The organism is Alphaproteobacteria bacterium (assembly GCA_019635875.1).
GTDB lineage: Bacteria > Pseudomonadota > Alphaproteobacteria > Reyranellales > Reyranellaceae > JAFAZJ01.
Map to the genome: position 1 here is coordinate 342958 of JAHBYP010000003.1, position 20574 is coordinate 363531.

At 67.5% G+C, this 20574-nt stretch carries 13 protein-coding genes; 4 read left to right on the forward strand and 9 right to left on the reverse strand.

Translation table 11 applies throughout. From position 1 onward, the window contains the following. Positions 1-327 precede the first annotated feature (327 nt). From KF889_12970 to KF889_12985, 4 genes are all read left to right on the forward strand, one after another. On the forward strand, positions 328-6072 hold the full coding sequence (locus KF889_12970; protein MBX3500353.1) for a HAMP domain-containing protein: 5745 nt from the start codon (positions 328-330) through the stop codon (positions 6070-6072). Continuing rightward, on the forward strand, positions 6069-7229 hold the full coding sequence (locus KF889_12975; GenBank protein MBX3500354.1) for a response regulator: 1161 nt from the start codon (positions 6069-6071) through the stop codon (positions 7227-7229). The genes KF889_12970 and KF889_12975 overlap by 4 nt, the downstream gene beginning before the upstream one ends. Beyond that, positions 7229-7600, forward strand: coding sequence for a response regulator (locus tag KF889_12980; protein ID MBX3500355.1), 372 nt, complete (start codon positions 7229-7231; stop codon positions 7598-7600). Before KF889_12975 ends, KF889_12980 begins: the two co-directional genes overlap by 1 nt. 189 nt (positions 7601-7789) lie before the next feature. Beyond that, a complete protein-coding gene (locus tag KF889_12985; GenBank protein MBX3500356.1) occupies positions 7790-9829 on the forward strand; it encodes a molybdopterin-dependent oxidoreductase in 2040 nt (679 codons plus the stop codon). Between the two features lie 141 nt (positions 9830-9970). Here KF889_12985 and KF889_12990 read toward each other — a convergent pair whose 3' ends face one another. The 9 genes from KF889_12990 to KF889_13030 all read right to left on the reverse strand — a co-directional run bounded on the left by KF889_12990 (position 9971) and on the right by KF889_13030 (position 20496). Beyond that, a complete protein-coding gene (locus tag KF889_12990; protein ID MBX3500357.1) occupies positions 9971-10243 on the reverse strand; it encodes a cell envelope biogenesis protein OmpA in 273 nt (90 codons plus the stop codon). 187 nt (positions 10244-10430) lie between these two features. Then, complete coding sequence (locus KF889_12995; protein MBX3500358.1) at positions 10431-10637, reverse strand: hypothetical protein; 207 nt, start codon at positions 10635-10637, stop codon at positions 10431-10433. Positions 10638-10891: 254 nt separating this feature from the next. Continuing rightward, positions 10892-12055 (reverse strand): NnrS family protein, encoded by a 1164-nt coding sequence (locus KF889_13000; GenBank protein ID MBX3500359.1) that lies wholly within the window; start codon positions 12053-12055, stop codon positions 10892-10894. Positions 12056-12233: 178 nt separating this feature from the next. Beyond that, positions 12234-12539 (reverse strand): hypothetical protein, encoded by a 306-nt coding sequence (locus KF889_13005; protein ID MBX3500360.1) that lies wholly within the window; start codon positions 12537-12539, stop codon positions 12234-12236. A 169-nt stretch (positions 12540-12708) separates the two neighbouring features. After that, positions 12709-13554: a peptidylprolyl isomerase gene (locus KF889_13010; GenBank protein ID MBX3500361.1), complete on the reverse strand. Its 846-nt coding sequence runs from the start codon at positions 13552-13554 to the stop codon at positions 12709-12711. Then, the gene (narI, locus tag KF889_13015; GenBank protein MBX3500362.1) at positions 13551-14258 is read right to left on the reverse strand and encodes a respiratory nitrate reductase subunit gamma; all 708 of its coding nucleotides are present in this window, start codon (positions 14256-14258) and stop codon (positions 13551-13553) included. Before narI ends, KF889_13010 begins: the two co-directional genes overlap by 4 nt. Positions 14259-14402: 144 nt before the next feature. Then, the gene (gene narJ / locus KF889_13020; GenBank protein ID MBX3500363.1) at positions 14403-15083 is read right to left on the reverse strand and encodes a nitrate reductase molybdenum cofactor assembly chaperone; all 681 of its coding nucleotides are present in this window, start codon (positions 15081-15083) and stop codon (positions 14403-14405) included. Beyond that, positions 15083-16606, reverse strand: coding sequence for a nitrate reductase subunit beta (gene narH / locus KF889_13025; protein ID MBX3500364.1), 1524 nt, complete (start codon positions 16604-16606; stop codon positions 15083-15085). The genes narJ and narH overlap by 1 nt, the downstream gene beginning before the upstream one ends. Beyond that, on the reverse strand, positions 16603-20496 hold the full coding sequence (locus KF889_13030; protein ID MBX3500365.1) for a nitrate reductase subunit alpha: 3894 nt from the start codon (positions 20494-20496) through the stop codon (positions 16603-16605). The genes narH and KF889_13030 overlap by 4 nt, the downstream gene beginning before the upstream one ends. Positions 20497-20574 lie beyond the last annotated feature (78 nt).

Sequence of the window (20574 nt, forward strand, 5' to 3'; positions counted from 1 at the left end):
CAAGAGAAGCAGCGCGAAGTGCAGTTCGAGCGCGTCACCGGGGAGGTGTTGCTGCTGCTGAAGGATCTGACCAGACGCACCTCCGTAAAATCTTACGATAATCAGGGGAACTCCAACCCCACCCGCGCGTTCCCTGCGCTAGCCCGGCGTGTGTTCACAAGCGCCGGCAGCGTCGGAGGGGGCATGCAAGACGGGGGGGAGCATCCGTCGCAAGCGGCGATGGCAAGATCGCCGCCGCCCGCCTCAGCGCCATCACCTTCCATCCCTGACTGCGCGGCCGGCCTCGTCCCGGGGACCCCGGCGCGATTCGCCGTGCCCTGGTGAACCATGACCGACGCCGCAATTGCACGTTCCCGCAAGAAATCCCCGCTGCCGCCAAGCGGCAACGGGGCGGTCGCGCACGAGACAGCGGCCGAGGCGCGTTCAAGGAGGTTGCTCGAGGCAGTGCTCGCGCTGCGCGATGGCGATTTCTCCGTGCGCCTGCCGGCGAGTTGGGACGGCACAGATGGCCGAATCGCCGACGCTTTGAACCAGGCTCTGGCGAACCTCGACGGCATCACCCGGGAAATCACGCGGGTCAGCATCGTGGTCGGCAAGGAAGGGCAGCTCAGGCAGCGCCTGGCCGTACCGGGCGCGACCGGCGGCTGGGCGGCCAACGTCAACTCCCTGAACACGCTGCTCGATGACCTGGTGCGGCCGACGACCGAGGTTGCCCGCACCATCGGCGCGGTCGCCAAGGGCGATCTCGATCAGTCGATGGAGCTCGAGGTCGACGGCCGCGAGCTCAGGGGCGAGTTCCTGCGCTCGGCCAGGCTGGTCAACTCGATGATCGACCAGCTCTCGGTCTTCACGTCGGAAGTGACCCGTGTGGCGCGCGAGGTCGGCACCGAGGGCAAGCTGGGCGGCCAGGCCCAGGTCAAGGGCGTCTCGGGCGTTTGGAAGGATCTCACCGAATCGGTCAACCAGATGGCCGGCAACCTCACGGCCCAGATGCGCAACATCGCCGACGTAACCATCGCCGTGGCTAACGGCGATCTGTCGAAGAAGATCACGGTCGACGTGCGCGGCGAGATCCTGCTGCTCAAGGAAGCCATCAACACGATGGTCGACCAGCTACGCTCCTTCGCCTCCGAGGTGACGCGCGTGTCGCGCGAGGTTGGCACCGACGGCCGGCTCGGCGGCCAGGCCGTGGTGCCCGGCGTGGCCGGCACCTGGAAGGACCTGACCGACTCCGTCAACGCGATGGCGACCAACCTGACGACCCAGGTACGCAACATCGCCACCGTGACAACGGCGGTGGCGCGCGGCGATCTCTCGCGCAAGATCACCGTCGACGTGAAGGGCGAGATCCTCGAGCTGAAAGAGACCATCAACACTATGGTCGATCAGCTCAATGGCTTCTCCTCGGAAGTCACGCGCGTTGCCCGCGAGGTCGGCACCGAGGGCAAGCTCGGCGGCCAGGCCCAGGTGCCGGGCGTCGCCGGCACATGGAAGGACCTCACCGACTCCGTGAACTCCATGGCCTCGAACCTCACCGACCAGGTGCGCAACATCGCCGAAGTGACCACCGCCGTGGCCCGTGGCGATCTCTCGCGCAAGATCACCGTCGACGTCAAAGGCGAGATCCTAGCCCTGAAGAATACCATCAACACCATGGTCGATCAGCTCAACGGCTTCGCATCCGAAGTGACGCGCGTGGCGCGCGAGGTCGGCACCGAGGGCAAGCTCGGCGGCCAGGCCGAAGTCGGTGGCGTCGCCGGCACCTGGAAGGACCTGACCGACAACGTCAACTCGATGGCGTCGAACCTCACCGACCAGGTGCGCAACATCGCCGCGGTGACCACCGCCGTCGCCAAGGGCGACTTGTCGAAGAAGATCACCGTCGACGTGCGCGGCGAGATTCTCGAGCTGAAGGACACCATCAACACCATGGTCGACCAGCTCAACGGCTTCGCCTCCGAAGTCACGCGCGTGGCGGGCGAGGTCGGCACCGAAGGCAAGCTCGGCGGTCAGGCGGTCGTGCCGGGCGTCGCCGGCACGTGGAAGGACCTCACCGACAACGTCAACTTCATGGCCAACAACCTCACCGGCCAGGTGCGCAACATCGCGGAGGTGGCGACCGCCGTGGCCAACGGCGACCTGTCGCGCAAGATCACTGTCGACGTGCAGGGCGAGATCCTCGAGCTGAAGAACACACTCAACACCATGGTCGATCAGCTCAACGGCTTCGCCTCAGAGGTGAGCCGCGTGGCGCGCGAGGTTGGCACCGAAGGCAAGCTCGGCGGCCAGGCGGTGGTCGCGGGCGTGGCCGGCACCTGGAAAGACCTCACCGACAACGTCAACTCGATGGCCAACAATCTCACCGGACAGGTGCGCAACATCGCCGAGGTGACTACCGCCGTGGCACGCGGCGACCTCTCGCGCAAGATCACCGTCGACGTGCAGGGCGAGATCCTGGCGCTGAAGAACACCATCAATACGATGGTCGACCAGCTCAACGGCTTCGCCTCGGAGGTCACTCGCGTGGCGCGCGAGGTCGGAACCGAAGGCAAGCTCGGCGGCCAGGCGCAGGTTGGCGGCGTCGCCGGAACGTGGAAAGACCTGACCGACAACGTCAATTCGATGGCGTCGAACCTCACCGGCCAGGTACGCAACATCGCCGAGGTTACCACGGCCGTCGCCCGCGGCGATCTTTCGCGCAAGATCACCGTCGACGTCAAAGGCGAGATCCTCGAGCTGAAGGAGACCATCAACACGATGGTCGATCAGCTCAACGGCTTCTCCTCGGAGGTCAGCCGCGTGGCCCGCGAAGTCGGCACCGAAGGCAAGCTCGGCGGCCAGGCCGCGGTTCCCGGCGTCGCCGGCACGTGGAAGGATCTGACCGACAACGTCAACTCGATGGCGTCGAACCTCACCAGCCAGGTGCGCAACATCGCCGACGTCGCCACCGCGATCGCACGCGGCGACCTCAACCGCAAGATCACCGTCGACGCGCAGGGCGAGATCCTGCGGCTGAAGGAAACCGTCAACACGATGGTCGACCAGCTCTCTGCCTTCGCCTCCGAAGTCACGCGTGTAGCGGGAGAGGTCGGCACCGATGGCAAGCTTGGTGGACAGGCGGCTGTGCCGGGCGTGGCCGGCACTTGGAAGGACCTGACCGACAACGTGAACCTGCTGGCCGCCAACCTCAGCAGCCAGGTGCGCGCCATCGCCGAGGTTGCCACGGCGGTGACCAAGGGCGACCTCACTCGTTCGATCCAGATCGACACTCGCGGCGAGGTAGCGGAGCTGAAGGACAACATCAACACGATGATCTCCAACCTGCGCGAGACCACCGAACGCAGCCGTGAGCAGGACTGGCTGAAGACCAATCTCGCCCGCTTTACCGGCATGCTGCAGGGCCAACGCGAGCTCAACACCGTGGGCCAGATGCTGTTGAGCGAGCTCAGCCCGCTGGTCAAGGCCCATCAGGCCACGATCTACCACCTCGACGGAACCGACGAGCACGGCCAGCTCAAGCTGCTGTCGAGCTATGCGCACAAGGGCCGGCAGTCGTCGAAAACCATCGGGCTCGGCGAGGGCCTCGTCGGCCAGTGCGCGATCGAGAAGCGGCGCATCGTGCTGAGCGACGTGTCGCCCGACTTCTTCGCCGTCGCCTCCAGCCTCGGCGAAGCCTCGCGACTCAGCATCGTGGTGCTGCCCGTGCTGTTCGAGGGGGAGACCAAGGCGGTCATCGAGCTGGCCACTCTGCAACAATTCACAGAGGTGGATCTCGCCTTTCTCGACCAGCTAACACTCAGCCTCGGCGTGGTCTTCAACACCATAGAGGCGACGATGCGCACCGAGGGTCTGCTGAAGCAGTCGCAGCAGCTCACCGTGCAGTTGCAGTCGCGCCAGAGTGAATTGCAGCAGACCAACGAGGAGCTGGCGACCAAGGCCCGACTTCTCGCAGAGCAGAACGCCGAGGTCGAACGCAAGAACATCGAGGTCGAGCAGGCGCGCTATGCGCTGGAGGAGCAGGCCGCTGAGCTGGCGCTGACGTCCAAATACAAGTCCGAGTTCCTTGCCAACATGTCGCACGAGCTGCGCACGCCGCTCAACTCCATCCTGATCCTCAGCCGGCAGCTCGCCGAGGCCAGCTCGCTCACCGACAAGCAGACCGAGTTCGCGCGCAACATCAACTCCTCAGGCACCGACCTGCTCAACCTGATCAACGACATCCTCGACCTGTCGAAGATCGAGTCAGGCACGGTCACGGTCGAGGTCGAGGAGATTCCGTTCGGCGCCCTACGCGACGCCGTCGATCGCAGCTTCCGCCACGTCGCCGAGGCCAAGAACCTGCCGTTCAATGTGCAGCTCGCCCACGGCCTGCCGCCCGCGATGCGCAGCGATCCCAAACGCCTGCAACAGATCCTGAAGAACCTGATCTCCAACGCGATCAAGTTCACCGCCCGCGGCCATGTCGATCTGCGCGTCCAACTGGCGGACGGAGGTTACACACCCGGTCATCCGGTGCTGAGCAAGGTGCCGCAGGTCGTTGCCTTCATCGTCGAGGACACCGGCATCGGCATTGCGCCGGAGAAGCAGAGGATCATCTTCGAGGCCTTTCAGCAGGCCGACGCCGGCACGTCGCGCAAGTATGGTGGCACCGGGCTCGGCCTGGCCATTAGCCGCGAGCTCGCCGTGCTGCTGGGTGGCGAGATCAAGCTGTCGAGCAGTCATGAGCAGGGCAGCGTCTTCACCCTCTACCTGCCGCTCTACTATTCGGAACCCGACAGCTCGGCGGTCCGGCTGGAAGACGAGCGTGGCGCAGCGCCCGCCTTAGCCCGCGAGCGCACGATCCTGGCCACGACGCGGCAGGAGCATGTCCACGACGATCGAGATGAGATCCGACCAGGTGACGCAGTTCTTCTGATCGTCGAGGACGACGCCCACTACGCGCGCATCCTGCTCGGCCTGGCCCGCGACAGGGGCTTCAAGGGCATCGTCGCCAACAAGGGAGCGACGGCTTTGGCGCTCGCGCGGCAATACATGCCGAGCGCTGTCTCTCTCGACATCTTTCTCCCTGATATGCTCGGCTGGACGGTGCTCAATCAGCTCAAGCTCGATCCGACCACGCGCCACATCCCGGTGCAGATCGTCACGCTGGAAGAGGAGCCTCAGCACGGACTCGCGCATGGCGCCTTCGCCTACCTGGTCAAGGAACCGACCACCGAGAGGCTCGTCGCCGCGTTCGACCGAATCAAGACCTTCACCGCGCCGCGCACCAAGCGGCTGCTAATCGTCGAGGACAACGACGTCGAACGACAGTCGATCGCTGAATTGCTGGGCCACGACGACATCGAGGTGCTCGCGGCGGCTACCGGCGAAGAGGCCCTGGCGACGATGCGCCGGCACGCCATCGACTGCGTGGTGCTCGACCTGCGCCTACCCGACATGACCGGCTTCGACCTGCTGGAGAGCATGCATGTCGAACCGGTCCTGGCGGCGGTGCCGGTCGTGGTCTTCACCGGCAAAGAGCTGACCGCGGAGGAGCAGGGCCGGCTGAGGCTGATGGCCAAGAGCATCGTGCTCAAGGATGTCCAGTCGCCGGAGCGGCTGCTCGACGAGACTTCGCTCTTCCTGCACCGCGTCGTAAGCGACCTGCCGGTCGAGAAACGCGCCATGCTCGAGCGCCTGCATGGCTCCAACGAGGTCCTGCTCGGCCGCAAGATCCTCGTGGTCGACGACGATGCCCGCAATATCTTCGCGCTGACGTCGCTGCTCGAGAAGCATGGCATGGAGGTGATCCCCACGACCAACGGCCGCGAAGCGATCGAGATCGTCCAGCGTACGCCCGACCTCAACATGGTGCTGATGGACATCATGATGCCAGACATGGACGGCTACGAGACGATCGGCAAGATCCGCAAGAGCCCGTCATCGAGCACGCTGCCGATCCTCGCGCTGACCGCCAAGGCGATGAAGGGCGACCGGGAGAAATGCCTCGATGCCGGTGCCAGCGACTACATCGCCAAGCCGGTGAACACCGACGAGCTGCTCTCGCTGATGCGGGTCTGGCTGTTCCGATGAGCAAGACCATCGACGAGATCATGGTTGGGGAGGGCCTCGGCGCGCGAACGCCGCCGGATAGTGGGCCGATCAACGTCCTGATCGTCGATGACGAGCCGAAGAACCTTTTCGTGCTCGAAAGCATCCTCAATCATCCCAACTACCGGCTGGTCCGCGCCGAGTCGGCCGAACAGGCGCTGCTCGCGCTTCTCGTTGACGAGTTCGCCTTGCTGATCCTCGACATTCGCATGCCGGGCATGACCGGCATCGAGCTGGCGCGGATCATCAAGGAGCGCAAGAAGACGTCGCAGGTGCCGATCATCTTCCTCACCGCCTACTACAACGAGGATCAACAGGTGCTGGCGGGCTACGACGCCGGGGCGGTGGACTACCTGCAGAAGCCGGTGAACCCCGACATCTTGCGCTCGAAGGTCGCGGTCTTCGCCGAGCTCCACCGCATGCAGCGCGAATTGGCCAGGACCAACGACGCGCTGCGCGCCGAAGTGGCGGAGCGGCGCCGCGCCCAGGATCAGCTCCACGAGTTGAATGACACGCTCGAGCGGCGTGTGGCCGAGCGCACGGAGCACATCCGCCTGCTGCTGGGCGAGGTCAACCATCGCTCGAAGAACATGCTGAGCGTTGTGTCGGCGATCGCCCACCAGATGACCGCCGAGAACCAGAATGAGTTCGTGCGACGTTTCTCGCTGCGCATCCAGGCCTTGGCGGCAAGCCATGACCTGCTCGCCAGGAGCCAGTGGAAGAGCGTGGCAATCGTCGATCTTGTGCGCGCGCAGCTCGGCCACTTCGAGGACTTGCTTGAAGGACGGATCACCCTGGACGGGCCTCCGCTGAAGCTATCGGTCGTGGCCGCCCAGTGCATCGGCATGGTCGTCAACGAGCTGGCGACCAACGCCGTGAAGCACGGCGCGTTGTCCGGCGAACATGGCCGCGTGGCAGTCGCCTGGCAGATCGATGGGGGTGACATCGACGGGCGATTCACGATGAGCTGGCTCGAACGCAGCGGTCCGCCTGTCGCCGCGCCCGAACGTCGCGGCTTCGGCTCGACCGTCATCAAGAGCATGGCCGAGCTCAGCCTCGACGCATCGGTCGAGCTCGATTTCGCATCGTCGGGACTGACGTGGCGGCTCGCCTGCCCCACCACCAGGGTTCTCACCTGATGACCCCTGAGTCGCGACCGAAGCGCGTCCTGGTGGTCGAGGATGATGCGCTGATCGCGCTCGATATTTCGCGACAGCTGTCGGATGCCGGATTTCAGGTCGTCGGTCCGGCGATCTCGGTGGCGAGGGCCCTAAGCTTGATTGCCGATCAGGGCTGCGACATTGCCGTGCTCGACGTCAATCTCGGCGACAAGGAGACGTCCGAGCCCATCGCCCACGCCCTGCGCGCGCGCAGCACGCCCTTCCTCGTCCTGTCGGGCTACATGCACGAGCAGCACCCGCACGGCCTCCGCGGCGCACCCGTACTCATCAAACCCGCCAGCCCACCCGAGCTTGTCGCCATGGTGCTGAGCTGCTTCGACGCAGCGTGACGATATTCTATGGACGCCGCGCCATTCGATACAAAGTCGCGCTCTGCCACGCGGTGAAACGGGCTCAAATAGGGACATCTGTCATCCCAAGCGGCAGCGAGGGATCCAGGAAAACCGACTGGGTTCCTCGCTGCGCTTGGAATGACAGGTGAGTCGCATCGCGGGACAGGTACGTCCGGAGACCAAGCCATGACCATCGTCGAACGCCCCAGCGTCTGCACGCTCGACTGTCCCGACACCTGCAGCCTGACGGTCAGCGTCGAGGATGGCCGCGTGGTGAAGGTGCGCGGCTCCGAGGCGCTGCCCTACACCGCGGGCGTGATCTGCAGCAAGGTCGCGCATGACAGCGCCGAGTTCGTGCACGGCAAGCAGCGCCTGCGTCATCCGCTGCGCCGTGTCGGGCCCAAGGGCTCGGGCCGGTTCGAGCGCATCGGCTGGAGCGAAGCGCTCGATGCGATCCACGCCGGGGTCAGCGACGTCGTCGCGCGCTTCGGGCCGCAGGCGGTGATGCCGCTGAACTACGCCGGCCCGCACGGCTTCCTCGCCTATGACAGCATGTCCTCGCGCTTCTTCCACCGGCTGGGCGCGACGCAGCTTTATCGCCAGGCGCTGTGCGGCGGCGTGCGCAGCCAGGCCTGGGCCGGCACCTACGGCGCGGTGCCCGGCTGCCCGCCGGAATTCGTCGAGCACGCCGACCTCAACGTGGTCTGGGGCAACAACGCCACCGTCGCCAACCTGCACGTCGTGCGCGGCGCGGCGCGCGCCAGGCGCAACGGTGGAAAGCTGGTGGTGATCGACCCGCTGCGCACGAAGATCGCCGAGCAGGCCGACCTGCACCTGGCGCCGCTGCCCGGCACCGACGTGCTGCTGGCCTGGTCGCTGGCCTGCGAGCTCGAGCGCAAGGGCGCGCTCGACGAAGCGTTCATCGCGCGCCACGTGCTGGGCTTCGAGGAATTCATGGCGCGCGCCCGTCAATGGCCCGCGTCGCGCGCGGCGGAAGCCTGCGGCCTGCCGCAGGACCAGATCCTCACTCTGGCGCGCTGGCTCGCCGGGTCGAAGCGGCTGGTGATGGCGCCGGGCAACGGGCTGGAACGCGGCCGCAACGGCGGCAGCGGCATCCGCGCGGCGATCGCGCTGCCGGCGCTGCTCGGCAGGCTGGGCAAGGGCAGCGGCATCGTGCTGGGCGCCGGCAACGCCTTTCCCAAGACGCCGGCGAAGCTGCAGCGGCCCGATCTCGCGCCGCCGGGCACGCGCACGCTCAACATCAACGATGTCGGCCGCCATCTCGTGGAGGACACGCTCGATCCGCCGCTGCGCGCGCTCTTCATCTACAACCACAATCCGCTGGTCGTGCATCCCGACCAGAACCGCATGCGCCGCGGGCTGGCGCGCGAGGACATCTTCGCCGTCGGCATCGAGCTGACGATGAGCGAGAGCATGGCGTATTGCGACATCGTGCTGCCGGCGGCGAGCCACTTCGAGTACGACGACCTCTACGCCGCCTATGGCCATCACTGGCTGCAGCGCGCCGAGGCGGCGATCGCGCCGATCGGCGAGGCGCTGCCCAACACCGAGATCTTCCGCCGCCTGGCGGCGCGCTTCGGCTTCGACGAGCCGTGCTTGAAGGCGAGCGATGCCGAGCTGATGGACGACGCGGTCGACGGCGCCGACCGGCGGCTCATGGGCCTGCGGCCGAGCGCGATCCCGACCGACAGGGCGCTGCGCATGAGCGGGCCCGACGGCCAGCCGATGGTGATGTTCGACAACGTCTTCCCGGCGACGCCCTCGGGCCGTATCGAGCTTGTGTCCGAGACGCTGGCGCAGCGCTGGGGCGAGGCGGCGCTGCTCGCCGATTTCCGCCCGCGCGATGCCTCGCATCCGCTGATGCTGATCTCGCCGGCCTCGGACCGGCGCATCTCCTCGACCTTCGGCGATCTCGCCGCGTCGCGCGCGGCGCCGCCGCTGAAGATGAATCCGGCCGACGCGGCGCGGCGCGGCCTCGCGGACGGCGGCGAGGTGCGGGTGTGGAACCGGCTCGGCGAGGTGATCCTGCCGCTCGAGGTGACCGACGCCGTGCCGCCGGGCGTCGTCGCCAGCGAGAAAGGCGCCTGGCTGTCGACCAGCCGCACCGGCCAGACGATCTCGGCGCTGGTCTCGGCCGACCAGCGCGCCGACCTCGCCGAAGGCGCCTGCTTCAACGATACGGGAGTCGAGGTCGGGCCGGCGTGAACTGCGCCTTCCTCCCTCTCCCCGCTGGCGGGGAGAGGGTCGGGGTGAGGGGTTGCTTCAGGTTGGGCGCAGCCGTAGTGCGCCACTTGCTGCAGCCCCTCACCCCAACCCTTTCCCGCTCGCGGGGAGAGGGAGCAGAGGTCAGCGGTAGTAGCCGCTGTTGTAGCCGTTGTAGTTGGGATACTGCGGCGCGGTCGCGGCGCCGATCGCGGCGCCGCCGAGGCCGCCGAGCACCAGGCCGGTCATCGGGTTGAAGCCGAAGGCCGGGCCGGCCAGCGCGCCGCCGGCGCCGCCGATCACGCCACCCGACACCGCGCGCTGGCCCATCGTGTCGCCGCAGGCGCTCAGGCCCAGCATCGCCAGCAGGGCGACGGCGACGAATTTCGACTTGGTGGTGTTCGACTGGGCGATCATGACGCGCTCTCCTCTTCGTGTGTGGCCCCCCTGAGGAGCGGCCGACGCACAGGAAAGCGCGCCGCAGGGCCGGCACGAAGGCCACGCAAGGGCGAAGCTGTGGCCCAGCGTATCGTCCGATGACAAACGGTAACGGGCGGCCGAAGCCGCCCGTCTTGTACACAGACTCAACGCCTTACGCGCAGAATTACTGCTTCTTCTCGGTCGTTGCAGCGCCGACAACGGCACCGCCGACGCCGCCGATCAGCGCCCCGCCCCACCAGGAAACGCCGGGCAGCAGCAGGCCAGCGACCGTGCCGGCGGCGAGACCGATGCCGCCGCCCGTGGCTGCACGCTCGCCCATGCTCTCACCGCACGCCGACAACACCAACGCCGCCGGCAACAGCAGCGCCATCAGCCGCTTCGCCATCGCCCTACTCTCCAAACGCCCGAAAGACTGAAAATCGATAAAAGGGCGGCAAAACCGCGCCGCCTAATCAGGGGATAACCGGCCCGGAAGTTGCCGGCATTTTATTGTGCTGCGCGTCGATCACGTGGGGGAGGGGATCGCGCGCAATTGTGAGATTAAGATAGGGGCATAGAATCCTGATTTCAATAGTTTTCTTTTGGAGCCACTAAGCCCTTCACCGGACTCGCTTTTTGCCCCGCTCAGCAGCCCGGCGGCCCCGCGCGGCGGGTCTTGCGCAGCAGCATTGGGCCATAGACCGCGGCGAAGCCGGCGAAGGCCGCGGCCCAAGCGATGGCGGCAAGCTGCATCAGCGCGGCGTCGAGCGCCGAGGGGAAGGACGCGGCGATGCGCGCCAGCGCCGCCAGCAGCGCCAGGCCGTAGACCATTACCGTGGCGCGCGACGCCACCAGCGCGCGCCCGGTATGGCCCAGGGTGGCGCGGGTCATCACGGCGAGCGTCATCAGGCCGATGCCGCCCACGCCCCAGGCATGCGCCGCCGCGCCGGTCAGCGGCTGCGGCGCCAGCGCCGAGGCGCCGGCGAGCAGGAAGCCGATCGGGATGAAGGCGTAGGCGAGGTGCAGCACCAGCACCAGCCCGTCGCCGCGCGCGCGATCGCCCGCCCAGCGCGCCAGCCGCACCAGCTGCAGCACGCCGGCGGCGAGGCAAAGCGCACCGGCGAGCCAGAGTTCCGGCGCCGCCACCCACGCCGCCAGCGCGCCGACCGAGAGCGCGATGCAGGCGATGTCGAGGCGGTTGAACGGCGCCGGCAGGCGGCCCGGTCCCAGGCGCATCAGCGCGTTGCGCGTGAAGTTGGGCACGATGCGCCCGCCGATCAGCACGATCAGCCCGACCACGACCGCGAGGCCCAGGCGCAGCCCGACATCGGCCACGCCTTCGCGCAGCACCTCGACATGGAAGTGGACATTGGCGGCGACCAGCAGGCCGAGGATGACGAGGATCTTGAAGTTGCGCCGGTTGCCCGAGGCGACGATCTCGCGGCCGGCGACGAGGGCCACCATGGGCAGGAACAGCAGGTCGAGCGCCATCGCCGCCGCCAGGCCGATCAGGTCGGAGATCGCCATGCCGACGCGGCCGGCGAGCCAGGCGGCGGCGAGCAGCATCAGCGGCCGGCCGGCGACCGGTGGCCGGCCGGTCCAGTTGGGGATCGCGGTGAGCAGGAAGCCGGCGATCGCCGCGGCGGCGTAGCCGAAGACCATCTCATGCGCATGCCAGTCGCGCGGCGACATCGCCAGCGGCAGCGCGACATGGCCGAGGAAGACCGGCAACCACAGCAGGATGGCCACAGCAGCGAAGCCGCCGGCGGCGAGGAAGAAGGTGCGAAAGCCGTAACTGAACAGGGTCATGGGACTGCTTCTCTCACTTCCTTCTCCCCGCGCAGGCGGGGAGAAGGTGCCCGAAGGGCGGATGAGGGGCTTCGCGGAGTCTCTACGGCGACGCTGCTTGTCGTTGCGCGAGGAAGCCCCTCATCCGCCTCGCTTCCGCTCGGCACCTTCTCCCCGCCTTCGCGGGAAGAAGGAAAATTCAACCGCCGTGGCAGCCGCACGGTTGCGCGTCGTGGCGCAGCGACCAGCGCAGCATCTGCTTCAGGCACGCCGCGCCGGGATCATCGGCGCGTTCCATCGCCGTCATCAGCGCCAGCCAGTCGTCGTCCGACGCGTGGCCGGCGAAGCGCCGCGCGGCGAAGGCGGCGTAGATCGCCGGCGTCTCGTCGACGTCGCGCGCCGCCTGGTCGACCTCGGCGAGCAGCGCGAGATCGTCCAGCGCGAGCATCGCCTCGGTGGCGAACGCCTCGTCGCCCAATCGCTCGAGCACCTGACCCAGCATCATGTCGAGACTCCCTGTTCCCTTCCCCCGGAGGGGGAAGGTGCCCGAAGGGCGGAAGGGGGATGTCGAAGACGGACAGCGGATTCGTTGAGACATCCCCCATCCGGCGCTGCGCGCCACCTTCCCCCTCCGGGGGAAGGCAGGAGCGATCGTCCCGTCATGGCCGCGCCTCCTACTGCAGCAGCGGGCCGGCGGCGGGCGCGAGGTCGACGCCGGTGACGACGGCGCGGCCGGCGAGCACCGAGACGTATTGCTGCAGCGCGCGCCGCCGCACGCTCTCGTCGAGGTACTCGGCGATGCGCGCGCGCACCATCTCGAACGGCAGCTCGCGTCCCTCGATGCGGCGGTCGAGCCGCACGACATGGAAGCCGTAGCGGCTCTCGACGGGCTCGGCGTGGATCGTGCCGGGCAACATGGTGCGCAGCGCGGCGTCGAACTCCGGCGCGGTCTGGCCGGGCGAGAGCTGGCCGAGATTACCGCCCTGCCCCGCCGACGGGCAGGCCGAGTGCTGTGCGGCCATGACGGCGAAGTCCTGCGGCCGCGCGCACAGCGCCTCGATCAGCCTGCGCGCCGTCTCGCGCGCCTGCGCGCGCGCCGCCGCGTCGCCGGGCGCGGCCGGCAGCAGGATATGCGCGGCCTCGCTGAGATCGGGCGTGCGGAAGCGCGCGATGTTGCGCGCGTAGTAGCGCCGGCAGGTCTGCTCGTCGGCCGAGGGCACGACCACCTCGCGCTCGATCAGTTGCCGGTAGCGCGCTTCCTGCCCGGTCTCGGCGCGCCCCTCCTCGTCCTCGATCGGCTCGGCGACGATGCCCAGGCGATCGGCCTCCTGCGACAGCAGCTCGCGGATCGCCAGGGCGCGGCTCGCCATCTCCCACGCCTGGTCGGGATCGGACGACGGGTGATGCTGGGTCTCGCGCACGATATCGGCGCTCGCGATGGCCACGCCGTTGACGCTGACCGGGACCGGCCGCGCGAAGCGCCGGCGCGGCCGGACGTTGGCGGTGGTGGCGACGCTCATGACCGCCCCCGTGCCGGCAGTGGGCCACGGCTGCGCACGACCTGGTAGCCGCGCCTTCCGAGATACCAGACCGGCGCCGACCAGATGTGGACCAGGCGGCTGAACGGGAAGACGAGGAACAGGGTCATGCCCAGCACCAGATGCGTCAGGTACGGCCAGTCGAGTCCCTGCAGCGTTTTCGCGTCGACCGGATGCAGGGTGACGATACCCTGCGCCCAGTGCGAGAGGATCAGCATCACCGAGCCGTCGCGATGACCGATCGAGAACGGCAGGGTGATCAGGCCGAGCACGAGCTGGATCCACAGCAGCGCCAGGATGGCGATGTCCATCGCCGAGCTGGTGCGCCGGATGCGCTCGTCGAACAGCCGGCGATGCAGAAGCAAGGTGAGCCCGACGAAGCAGATCACGCCGGCGATGCCGCCGGCGGCGACGGCCACCAGCTGCTTGACCTCGACGCTCATCACCAGGGTGTAGAGCGAGGTCGGCGTCAGCAGGCCGACCGCGTGGCCCAGCAGCAGGAACAGGATGCCGACATGGAACAGGTTCGAGCCCCAGCGCAGCTGGCGCTTGCGCAGGATCTGGCTCGAGCTCGCCTTCCAGGTGTAGGGCTCGCGATCGAAGCGGATCAGGCTGCCGAGCAGGAACACCGTCAGGCAGATATACGGGTACCAGACGAACAGCAGATGGAAGATGTAGTCCTTCATGACGCCACTCCGTGGTGGAATTCGATTTCCGCGCGAGTGTGAGCCCACCCTGTCATCCCGAGCGCAGCGAGGAATCCACGCGGCTCCCCTGGATCCCTCGCTGCGCTCGGGATGACAGATGGTGCCGTCCACTCGGACACAGCCCTACTCCGCCATCGCCGCGCGCAGGCGGGTGGCCATGCGGTCGACCGGGCAGGCGGCGGCCGCCGTGCCGGGACCGAAGGTCACCTCCTGGTCGACCCAGGCCGCGTCGAGCGCCTCGAGATCGTCGGGCTCCGGATCGGGCTCGGCGCGCAAGGCTGCGAGCGTGGCCTCGTCGAGCTTCGCGCGCGACAACGCCAGCAGCGCAGCCATCACCGATTCGTACGAGGACGCGCGCTTGGCCAGGCGTTCGCGCAAGGCGGCCACGACATGGGCCGGCTGGCCGATCAGCTCGAGCGCCGCCTTCGGCTCGCGCGTCGAGGCGTATTCGAGGAACAGCGGCAGGAAATCGGGCAGCTCGCTGGCGACCGGCGAGTAGCCGGTCTCCTCGTAGAGCTTGAGCAGGTCGACCATCGCCTGGCCGCGATCGCGGCTCTCTCCGTGCACATGCTCGAAGAGATGCAGCGACAGCGAGCGCGTGCGGTCGAACAGCAGGCCGTAGCGCTCCTGCAGGTCGTAGAGATCGCCGGCTTCGAGCTCGCCGATCAGGCGATCGAGCGCGGCGCGCTCGGCTGAAGGCAGCAGCGCCTCGCGATCGAGCGCGGCGCGGATCTCGCCCGAGGCGGCGAGCAGGTCCTGCGTCGGATAGCTCAGCAGGGCGGCGAGCGCGCGCAGGGTCTTCATCACGCCACCTCCATCGGGTTCTTGCGCTTGAGCTTGCCGCCGGCGAAGAGGTTGCCGGTGCCGTCGTCGGGCGAGCAGCCATTGCCGAAGCTGAAGCCGCAGGCGCCGCGCAGCGCATAGGCGTCCTCCGACGTCTCGCGATGCGCCGTCGGGATGACGAAGCGGTCCTCGTAGTTGGCGATCGCCATCACGTGGTACATCGCCTCGATCTGCTGGGCGCTTAAGCCCACGCGCCTGGCGATGGCGTGGTCGACGACGCCGTCGACCGTTTTGGCGCGCATGAAGGCGCGCATCGCCAACATGCGCTCCAGGCCCCTGGCCACCGGCTCCTCGTCGCCCGCGGTCAGCATGTTGGCGAGGTAGCGCAGCGGGATGCGCAGCGAGCGCACGTCGGGCATGGCGCCGTCGACGCCCATCTTGCCGGCCTCGGCCGCCGACTGGATCGGCGACAGCGGCGGCACGTACCAGACCATCGGCAGGGTGCGGTACTCGGGATGCAGCGGGAAGGCGACCTTCCACTCCATCGCCATCTTCCACACCGGCGAGCGCCTGGCCGCCTCGAGCCAGGCATCGGGCACGCCGTCGCGGCGCGCCTGGGCGATCACGTGCTCGCTGTTGGGATCGAGGAAGACGCCCATCTGCGCGTCGTAGAGCTGCTTCTCGTCGGGCACCGAGGCAGCCTCCTCGATGCGGTCGGCGTCGTAGAGCATCACGCCGAGATAGCGGATGCGCCCGACGCAGGTCTCCGAGCACACGGTCGGCTGTCCTGCCTCGATGCGCGGATAGCAGAAGATGCACTTCTCCGACTTGCCCGACGACCAGTTGAAGTAGACCTTCTTGTACGGGCAGGCCGACACGCACATGCGCCAGCCGCGGCACTTGTCCTGGTCGATCAGGACGATGCCGTCCTCCTCGCGCTTGTAGATCGCGCCCGAGGGGCAGGCCGCGACGCAGGCCGGGTTGAGGCAATGCTCGCACAGCCTGGGCAGGTACATCATGAAGGTGTTCTCGAACTGCCCGTAGATCTCCTTCTGCACGCCCTCGAAATTGACGTCGGCCGAGCGCTTGGCGAACTCGCCGCCGAGGATCTCCTCCCAGTTCGGGCCCCACTCGATCTTCTCCATGCGCTGGCCGGTGATCAGCGAGCGCGGCCGCGCCGTCGGGAAGGCCTCGAGCTCGGGCGCCTTCTGCAGGTGCTCGTAGTCGAAGGTGAAGGGCTCGTAGTAGTCGTCGATCTCCGGCAAATCGGGGTTGGCGAAGATGTTGGCGAGAATGCGCCACTTCGAGCCGATGCGCGGCTGGATCTTGCCGCTCTTCTTGCGCACCCAGCCGCCGTTCCAGCGCTTCTGGTTCTCCCAGTCCTTGGGATAGCCGATGCCGGGCTTGGTCTCGACGTTGTTGAACCAGGCGTATTCCATGCCTTCGCGGTTGGTCCACACGTTCTTGCACGTCACCGAGCAGGTGTGGCAGCCGATGCACTTGTCGAGGTTCAGCACCATCGCGATCTGTGCGCGTACTCTCATGACACATCTCCTGCCTTGCCCTTACCTTCCCCCGGAGGGGGAAGGTGGCGCGCCGCGTCTTGCGCGGCGTGACGGATGGGGGATGCCTCAACACCTCCGGTGTCCGTCTTCGACATCCCCCTTCCGCCCTCCGGGCACCTTCCCCCTCCGGGGGAAGGTAGAGGTTCACGATTTGCGTCGGGATGCGGTCGTTCGAGCCAGTCGACCTTCACCAGCTTGCGCACGATGACGAACTCGTCGCGGTTGGTGCCGATCGTGCCGTAGTAGTTGAAGCCCCAGGCCTGCTGGGCGTAGCCGCCGATCATGTGCGTCGGCTTGAGCACGGCGCGGGTCACCGAGTTGTGGATGCCGCCGCGCTTGCCGGTGGTCTCCGCGCCCGGCACGTTCACGATCTTCTCCTGCGCGTGGTACATGAAGATCGTGCCTTCCTTCATGCGCTGCGAGACCACGGCGCGGGCGACCAGGGCGCCGTTGACGTTGAAGGCCTCGACCCAGTCGTTGTCGACGATGCCGGCCTTCGCCGCGTCGACCTCGCTCAGCCAGACGATCGGCCCGCCGCGCGAGAGCGTCAGCATCATCAGATTGTCGGTGTAGGTGGAATGGATGCCCCACTTCTGGTGCGGCGTGATGAAGTTCAGCACGATCTCCTTCTCGCCGTTGGGCCGGGCGCCCAGCATCGGCTTGGTGGTCCGAAGATCGACAGGCGGGCGATAGACACAGAGCCCCTCGCCGAACGCCAGCATCCAGCGATGGTCCTGGTAGAGCTGCTGGCGGCCGGTCAGCGTGCGCCAGGGGATCAGCTCGTGGACGTTGGTGTAGCCGGCGTTGTAGCAGACCTTCTCGCTCTCCAGCCCCGACCAGGTCGGCGCCGAGATGATCTTGCGCGGCTGCGAGACGACGTCGCGGAAACGGATCTTCTCGTCCTCCTTGGGCAGCGCCAGATGCGCGTGCGCGCGGCCGGTCGCCTTCGACAGCGCCTCCCACGACTTCACCGCGACCTCGCCGTTGGTCTCGGGCGCCAGCATCAGCAGCACCTCGGCGGCGTCGATGTCGCTCTCGATGCGTGCCAGCCCCTTGGTCGGCCCGTCCTCGACGACGCCGTTGAGGTGCTTGAGGTGCTCGACCTCGTGCGCGGTCTGCCAGGCGATGCCCTTGATGCCGTTGCCGACCTTCTCCATCAGCGGCCCGAGCGCGGTGAAGCGCTGGTAGGTATTGGGATAGTCGCGCTCGACCACCGCGACGTTGGGCATGGTCCGGCCGGGAATCGGCTCGACCTCGCCCTTCTTCCATTCGCGCACTTCGAGCGCCTGGGCGATCTCGCCCGGGCTGTCGTGCATGATCGGGGTGAGCACGATGTCCTTCTCGACGCCCAGCACCTCCGGCGCCACGCGCGAGAAGGCCTTGGCGATCGACTTGTAGATCTCCCAGTCGCTGCGGGCTTCCCACACCGGATCCACCGCCGAGGTCAGCGGATGGATGAAGGGATGCATGTCCGAGGTGTTGAGGTCGTTCTTCTCGTACCAGGTGGCTGTGGGCAGCACGATGTCGGAGTAGACGCAGGTCGTCGACATGCGGAAGTCGAGCGTCACCAGCAGGTCGAGCTTGCCCTGCGGCGCCTCATCGCGCCACGTCACCTCGGTCGGCCTGGCCCTGCCCTCCTCGCCGAGGTCCTTGCCCATCACGCCGTGCGTCGTGCCCAAGAGGTGCTTGAGGAAATACTCGTGGCCCTTGCCCGAGGAGCCCAGCAGATTGGAGCGCCACACGAACATGTTGCGCGGCCAGTTTCTCGGGTTGTCGGGATCCTCGCACGACATGCGCAGGTCACCGCTCTTGAGCTTCTGCGCGACGTAGTCCTTGGGCTCCATGCCGGCAGCGGCGGCGGCGCGGGCGATGGTGAGCGGGTTGTCCTGCAGCTGCGGCGCCGAGGGTAGCCAGCCCATGCGCTCGGCGCGCACGTTGTAGTCGATGATCGAGCCGTCCCACGAACCTTCCGGCGCGGTCGGCGAGACGATGTCGCCGACATTGATGGTCTCGTAGCGCCACTGGTCGGTGTGGGCGTAGAAAGCCGAGGTCGAGTTCTGCTGGCGCGGCGGGCGGCCCCAGTCGAGCGCGAAAGCGAGCGGCGCCCAGCCGGCCTGCGGCCGGAGCTTCTCCTGGCCGACGTAATGCGCCCAGCCGCCGCCCGACTGGCCGACGCAGCCGCACATCGCCAGCATGTTGATCACGCCGCGATAGTTCATGTCGGCGTGGTACCAGTGGTTCATCGCCGCGCCGATGATCACCATCGAGCGGCCCCGGGTCTTCTCGGCGTTGGTCGCGAACTCGCGCGCCACCTGGATGATCTTGTCGCGCGGCACGCCGGTGATCTTCTCGGCCCAGGCCGGCGTGTAGGGCACGTCGTCGTCAAGCGACTTCGCGACGTTGGGTCCGCCCAGCCCGCCGTCGACGCCGTAATTGGCGACGAACAGGTCGCGCACGGTGGCGACCAGCGTCTCGCCGTCGGCCAGCTTGAGCTTCTTCACCGCGACCAGGCGGTTGAGCACGCTATCATGGCTGGTCGAGACGAAGTGATCGTGCTCGATGCCGCCGAAATACGGAAAGCCGACATCGACCACGTCGTCGGCGACGTCGTTGAGCGACAGCCGCAAGGTGGTGTCGTTGCCCGCCGTGTCCTTCTCCTCGAGATTCCACTTGCCGGACTCGCCCCAGCGGAAGCCGACCGAGCCGCGCGGCACGACGATGCCGCCGGTCTTCTCGTCGAAGGCCACCGTCTTCCACTCGGGATTGTTTGCCTCACCCAGGGAGGCGTCGAAGTCGGAGGCGCGCACGAAGCGGTCGGGCACATAACGGCCGTCGCGCTTCACCAGCCGCACCAGCATCGGCATGTCGGTGTACTGGCGCACGTAGTCGCGGAAGTACTCGACCTGACGGCCGACGTGACACTCCTTGAGGATCACGTGGCCCATCGCCATGGCCAGCGCCGAGTCGGTGCCCTGCTTCACCGACAGCCAGATGTCGCCGAACTTGGAGGCCTCGGAGTAGTCCGGGCAGATTACCGCGCTCTTCATGCCGCGATAGCGCGCCTCCGTGTAGAAGTGCGCGTCGGGCGTGCGCGTCTGCGGGACGTTGGAGCCCCACAGGATGACGAAGCCGGCGTTGTACCAGTCGGCCGACTCCGGCACGTCGGTCTGCTCGCCCCAGGTCTGCGGCGAGGCCGGCGGCAGGTCGCAGTACCAGTCGTAGAACGACATGCTGACGCCGCCGATCAGCGACAGGTAGCGCGAGCCGGCGGCGTAGGAGACCATCGACATCGCCGGGATCGGCGAGAAGCCCAGGATGCGATCGGGGCCATACGTCTTCGCCGTGTAGGCGTTGGCCGCGGCGACGATCTCGGTCACCTCGTCCCAGCCGACGCGCACGAAGCCGCCATGGCCGCGCTTGCTGGTGTAGGCGGCGCGCTTCTTCGGATCCTCGACGATCGAGGCCCAGGCGGCCACCGGCGAGAGCGTGGCGCGCGCCTGGCGCCACAGGCGCAGCAGGCGCGAGCGCGCCAGCGGATATTTCACGCGATTGCCTGAGTATAGGTACCAGCTGTAGCTGGCGCCGCGCGAGCAGCCGCGCGGCTCGTGGTTGGGCAGCTCGGGCCGGGTGCGCGGATAGTCGGTCTGCTGCGTCTCCCAGGTGACGATGCCGCCCTTGACGTAGATCTTCCACGAGCACGAGCCGGTGCAGTTGGCGCCGTGCGTCGAGCGCACGATCTTGTCGTGCTGCCAGCGCTTGCGATAGGCGTCCTCCCAGCCGCGGCCCTCGGTCGTGGTGATGCCGTGGCCGTCGGCGAAGGGTTCGCGGGTCTTGGTGAAGAAGGTCAGCCGGTCGAGGAAATGCGACACGATCGGTCTCCGTAGAGGTTTACCTTCCCCAGGAGGGGGAAGGTGGCGCGGAGCGCCGGATGGGGGATGTCGAAGTCG

What these genes read in the sequence shown, in the direction of transcription:
- KF889_12985 (MBX3500356.1), top strand. Translation starts at nt 7,790, where the DNA reads ATGACCATCGTCGAACGCCCCAGCGTCTGCACGCTCGACTGTCCCGAC.
- KF889_13005 (MBX3500360.1), bottom strand. Translation starts at nt 12,539, where the DNA reads ATGATGCTGGGTCAGGTGCTCGAGCGATTGGGCGACGAGGCGTTCGCC.
- KF889_12980 (MBX3500355.1), top strand. Translation starts at nt 7,229, where the DNA reads ATGACCCCTGAGTCGCGACCGAAGCGCGTCCTGGTGGTCGAGGATGAT.
- KF889_13000 (MBX3500359.1), bottom strand. Translation starts at nt 12,055, where the DNA reads ATGACCCTGTTCAGTTACGGCTTTCGCACCTTCTTCCTCGCCGCCGGC.
- KF889_13010 (MBX3500361.1), bottom strand. Translation starts at nt 13,554, where the DNA reads ATGAGCGTCGCCACCACCGCCAACGTCCGGCCGCGCCGGCGCTTCGCG.
- KF889_12975 (MBX3500354.1), top strand. Translation starts at nt 6,069, where the DNA reads ATGAGCAAGACCATCGACGAGATCATGGTTGGGGAGGGCCTCGGCGCG.
- narI (MBX3500362.1), bottom strand. Translation starts at nt 14,258, where the DNA reads ATGAAGGACTACATCTTCCATCTGCTGTTCGTCTGGTACCCGTATATC.
- KF889_12990 (MBX3500357.1), bottom strand. Translation starts at nt 10,243, where the DNA reads ATGATCGCCCAGTCGAACACCACCAAGTCGAAATTCGTCGCCGTCGCC.
- narH (MBX3500364.1), bottom strand. Translation starts at nt 16,606, where the DNA reads ATGAGAGTACGCGCACAGATCGCGATGGTGCTGAACCTCGACAAGTGC.
- narJ (MBX3500363.1), bottom strand. Translation starts at nt 15,083, where the DNA reads ATGAAGACCCTGCGCGCGCTCGCCGCCCTGCTGAGCTATCCGACGCAG.
- KF889_12970 (MBX3500353.1), top strand. Translation starts at nt 328, where the DNA reads ATGACCGACGCCGCAATTGCACGTTCCCGCAAGAAATCCCCGCTGCCG.
- KF889_12995 (MBX3500358.1), bottom strand. Translation starts at nt 10,637, where the DNA reads ATGGCGCTGCTGTTGCCGGCGGCGTTGGTGTTGTCGGCGTGCGGTGAG.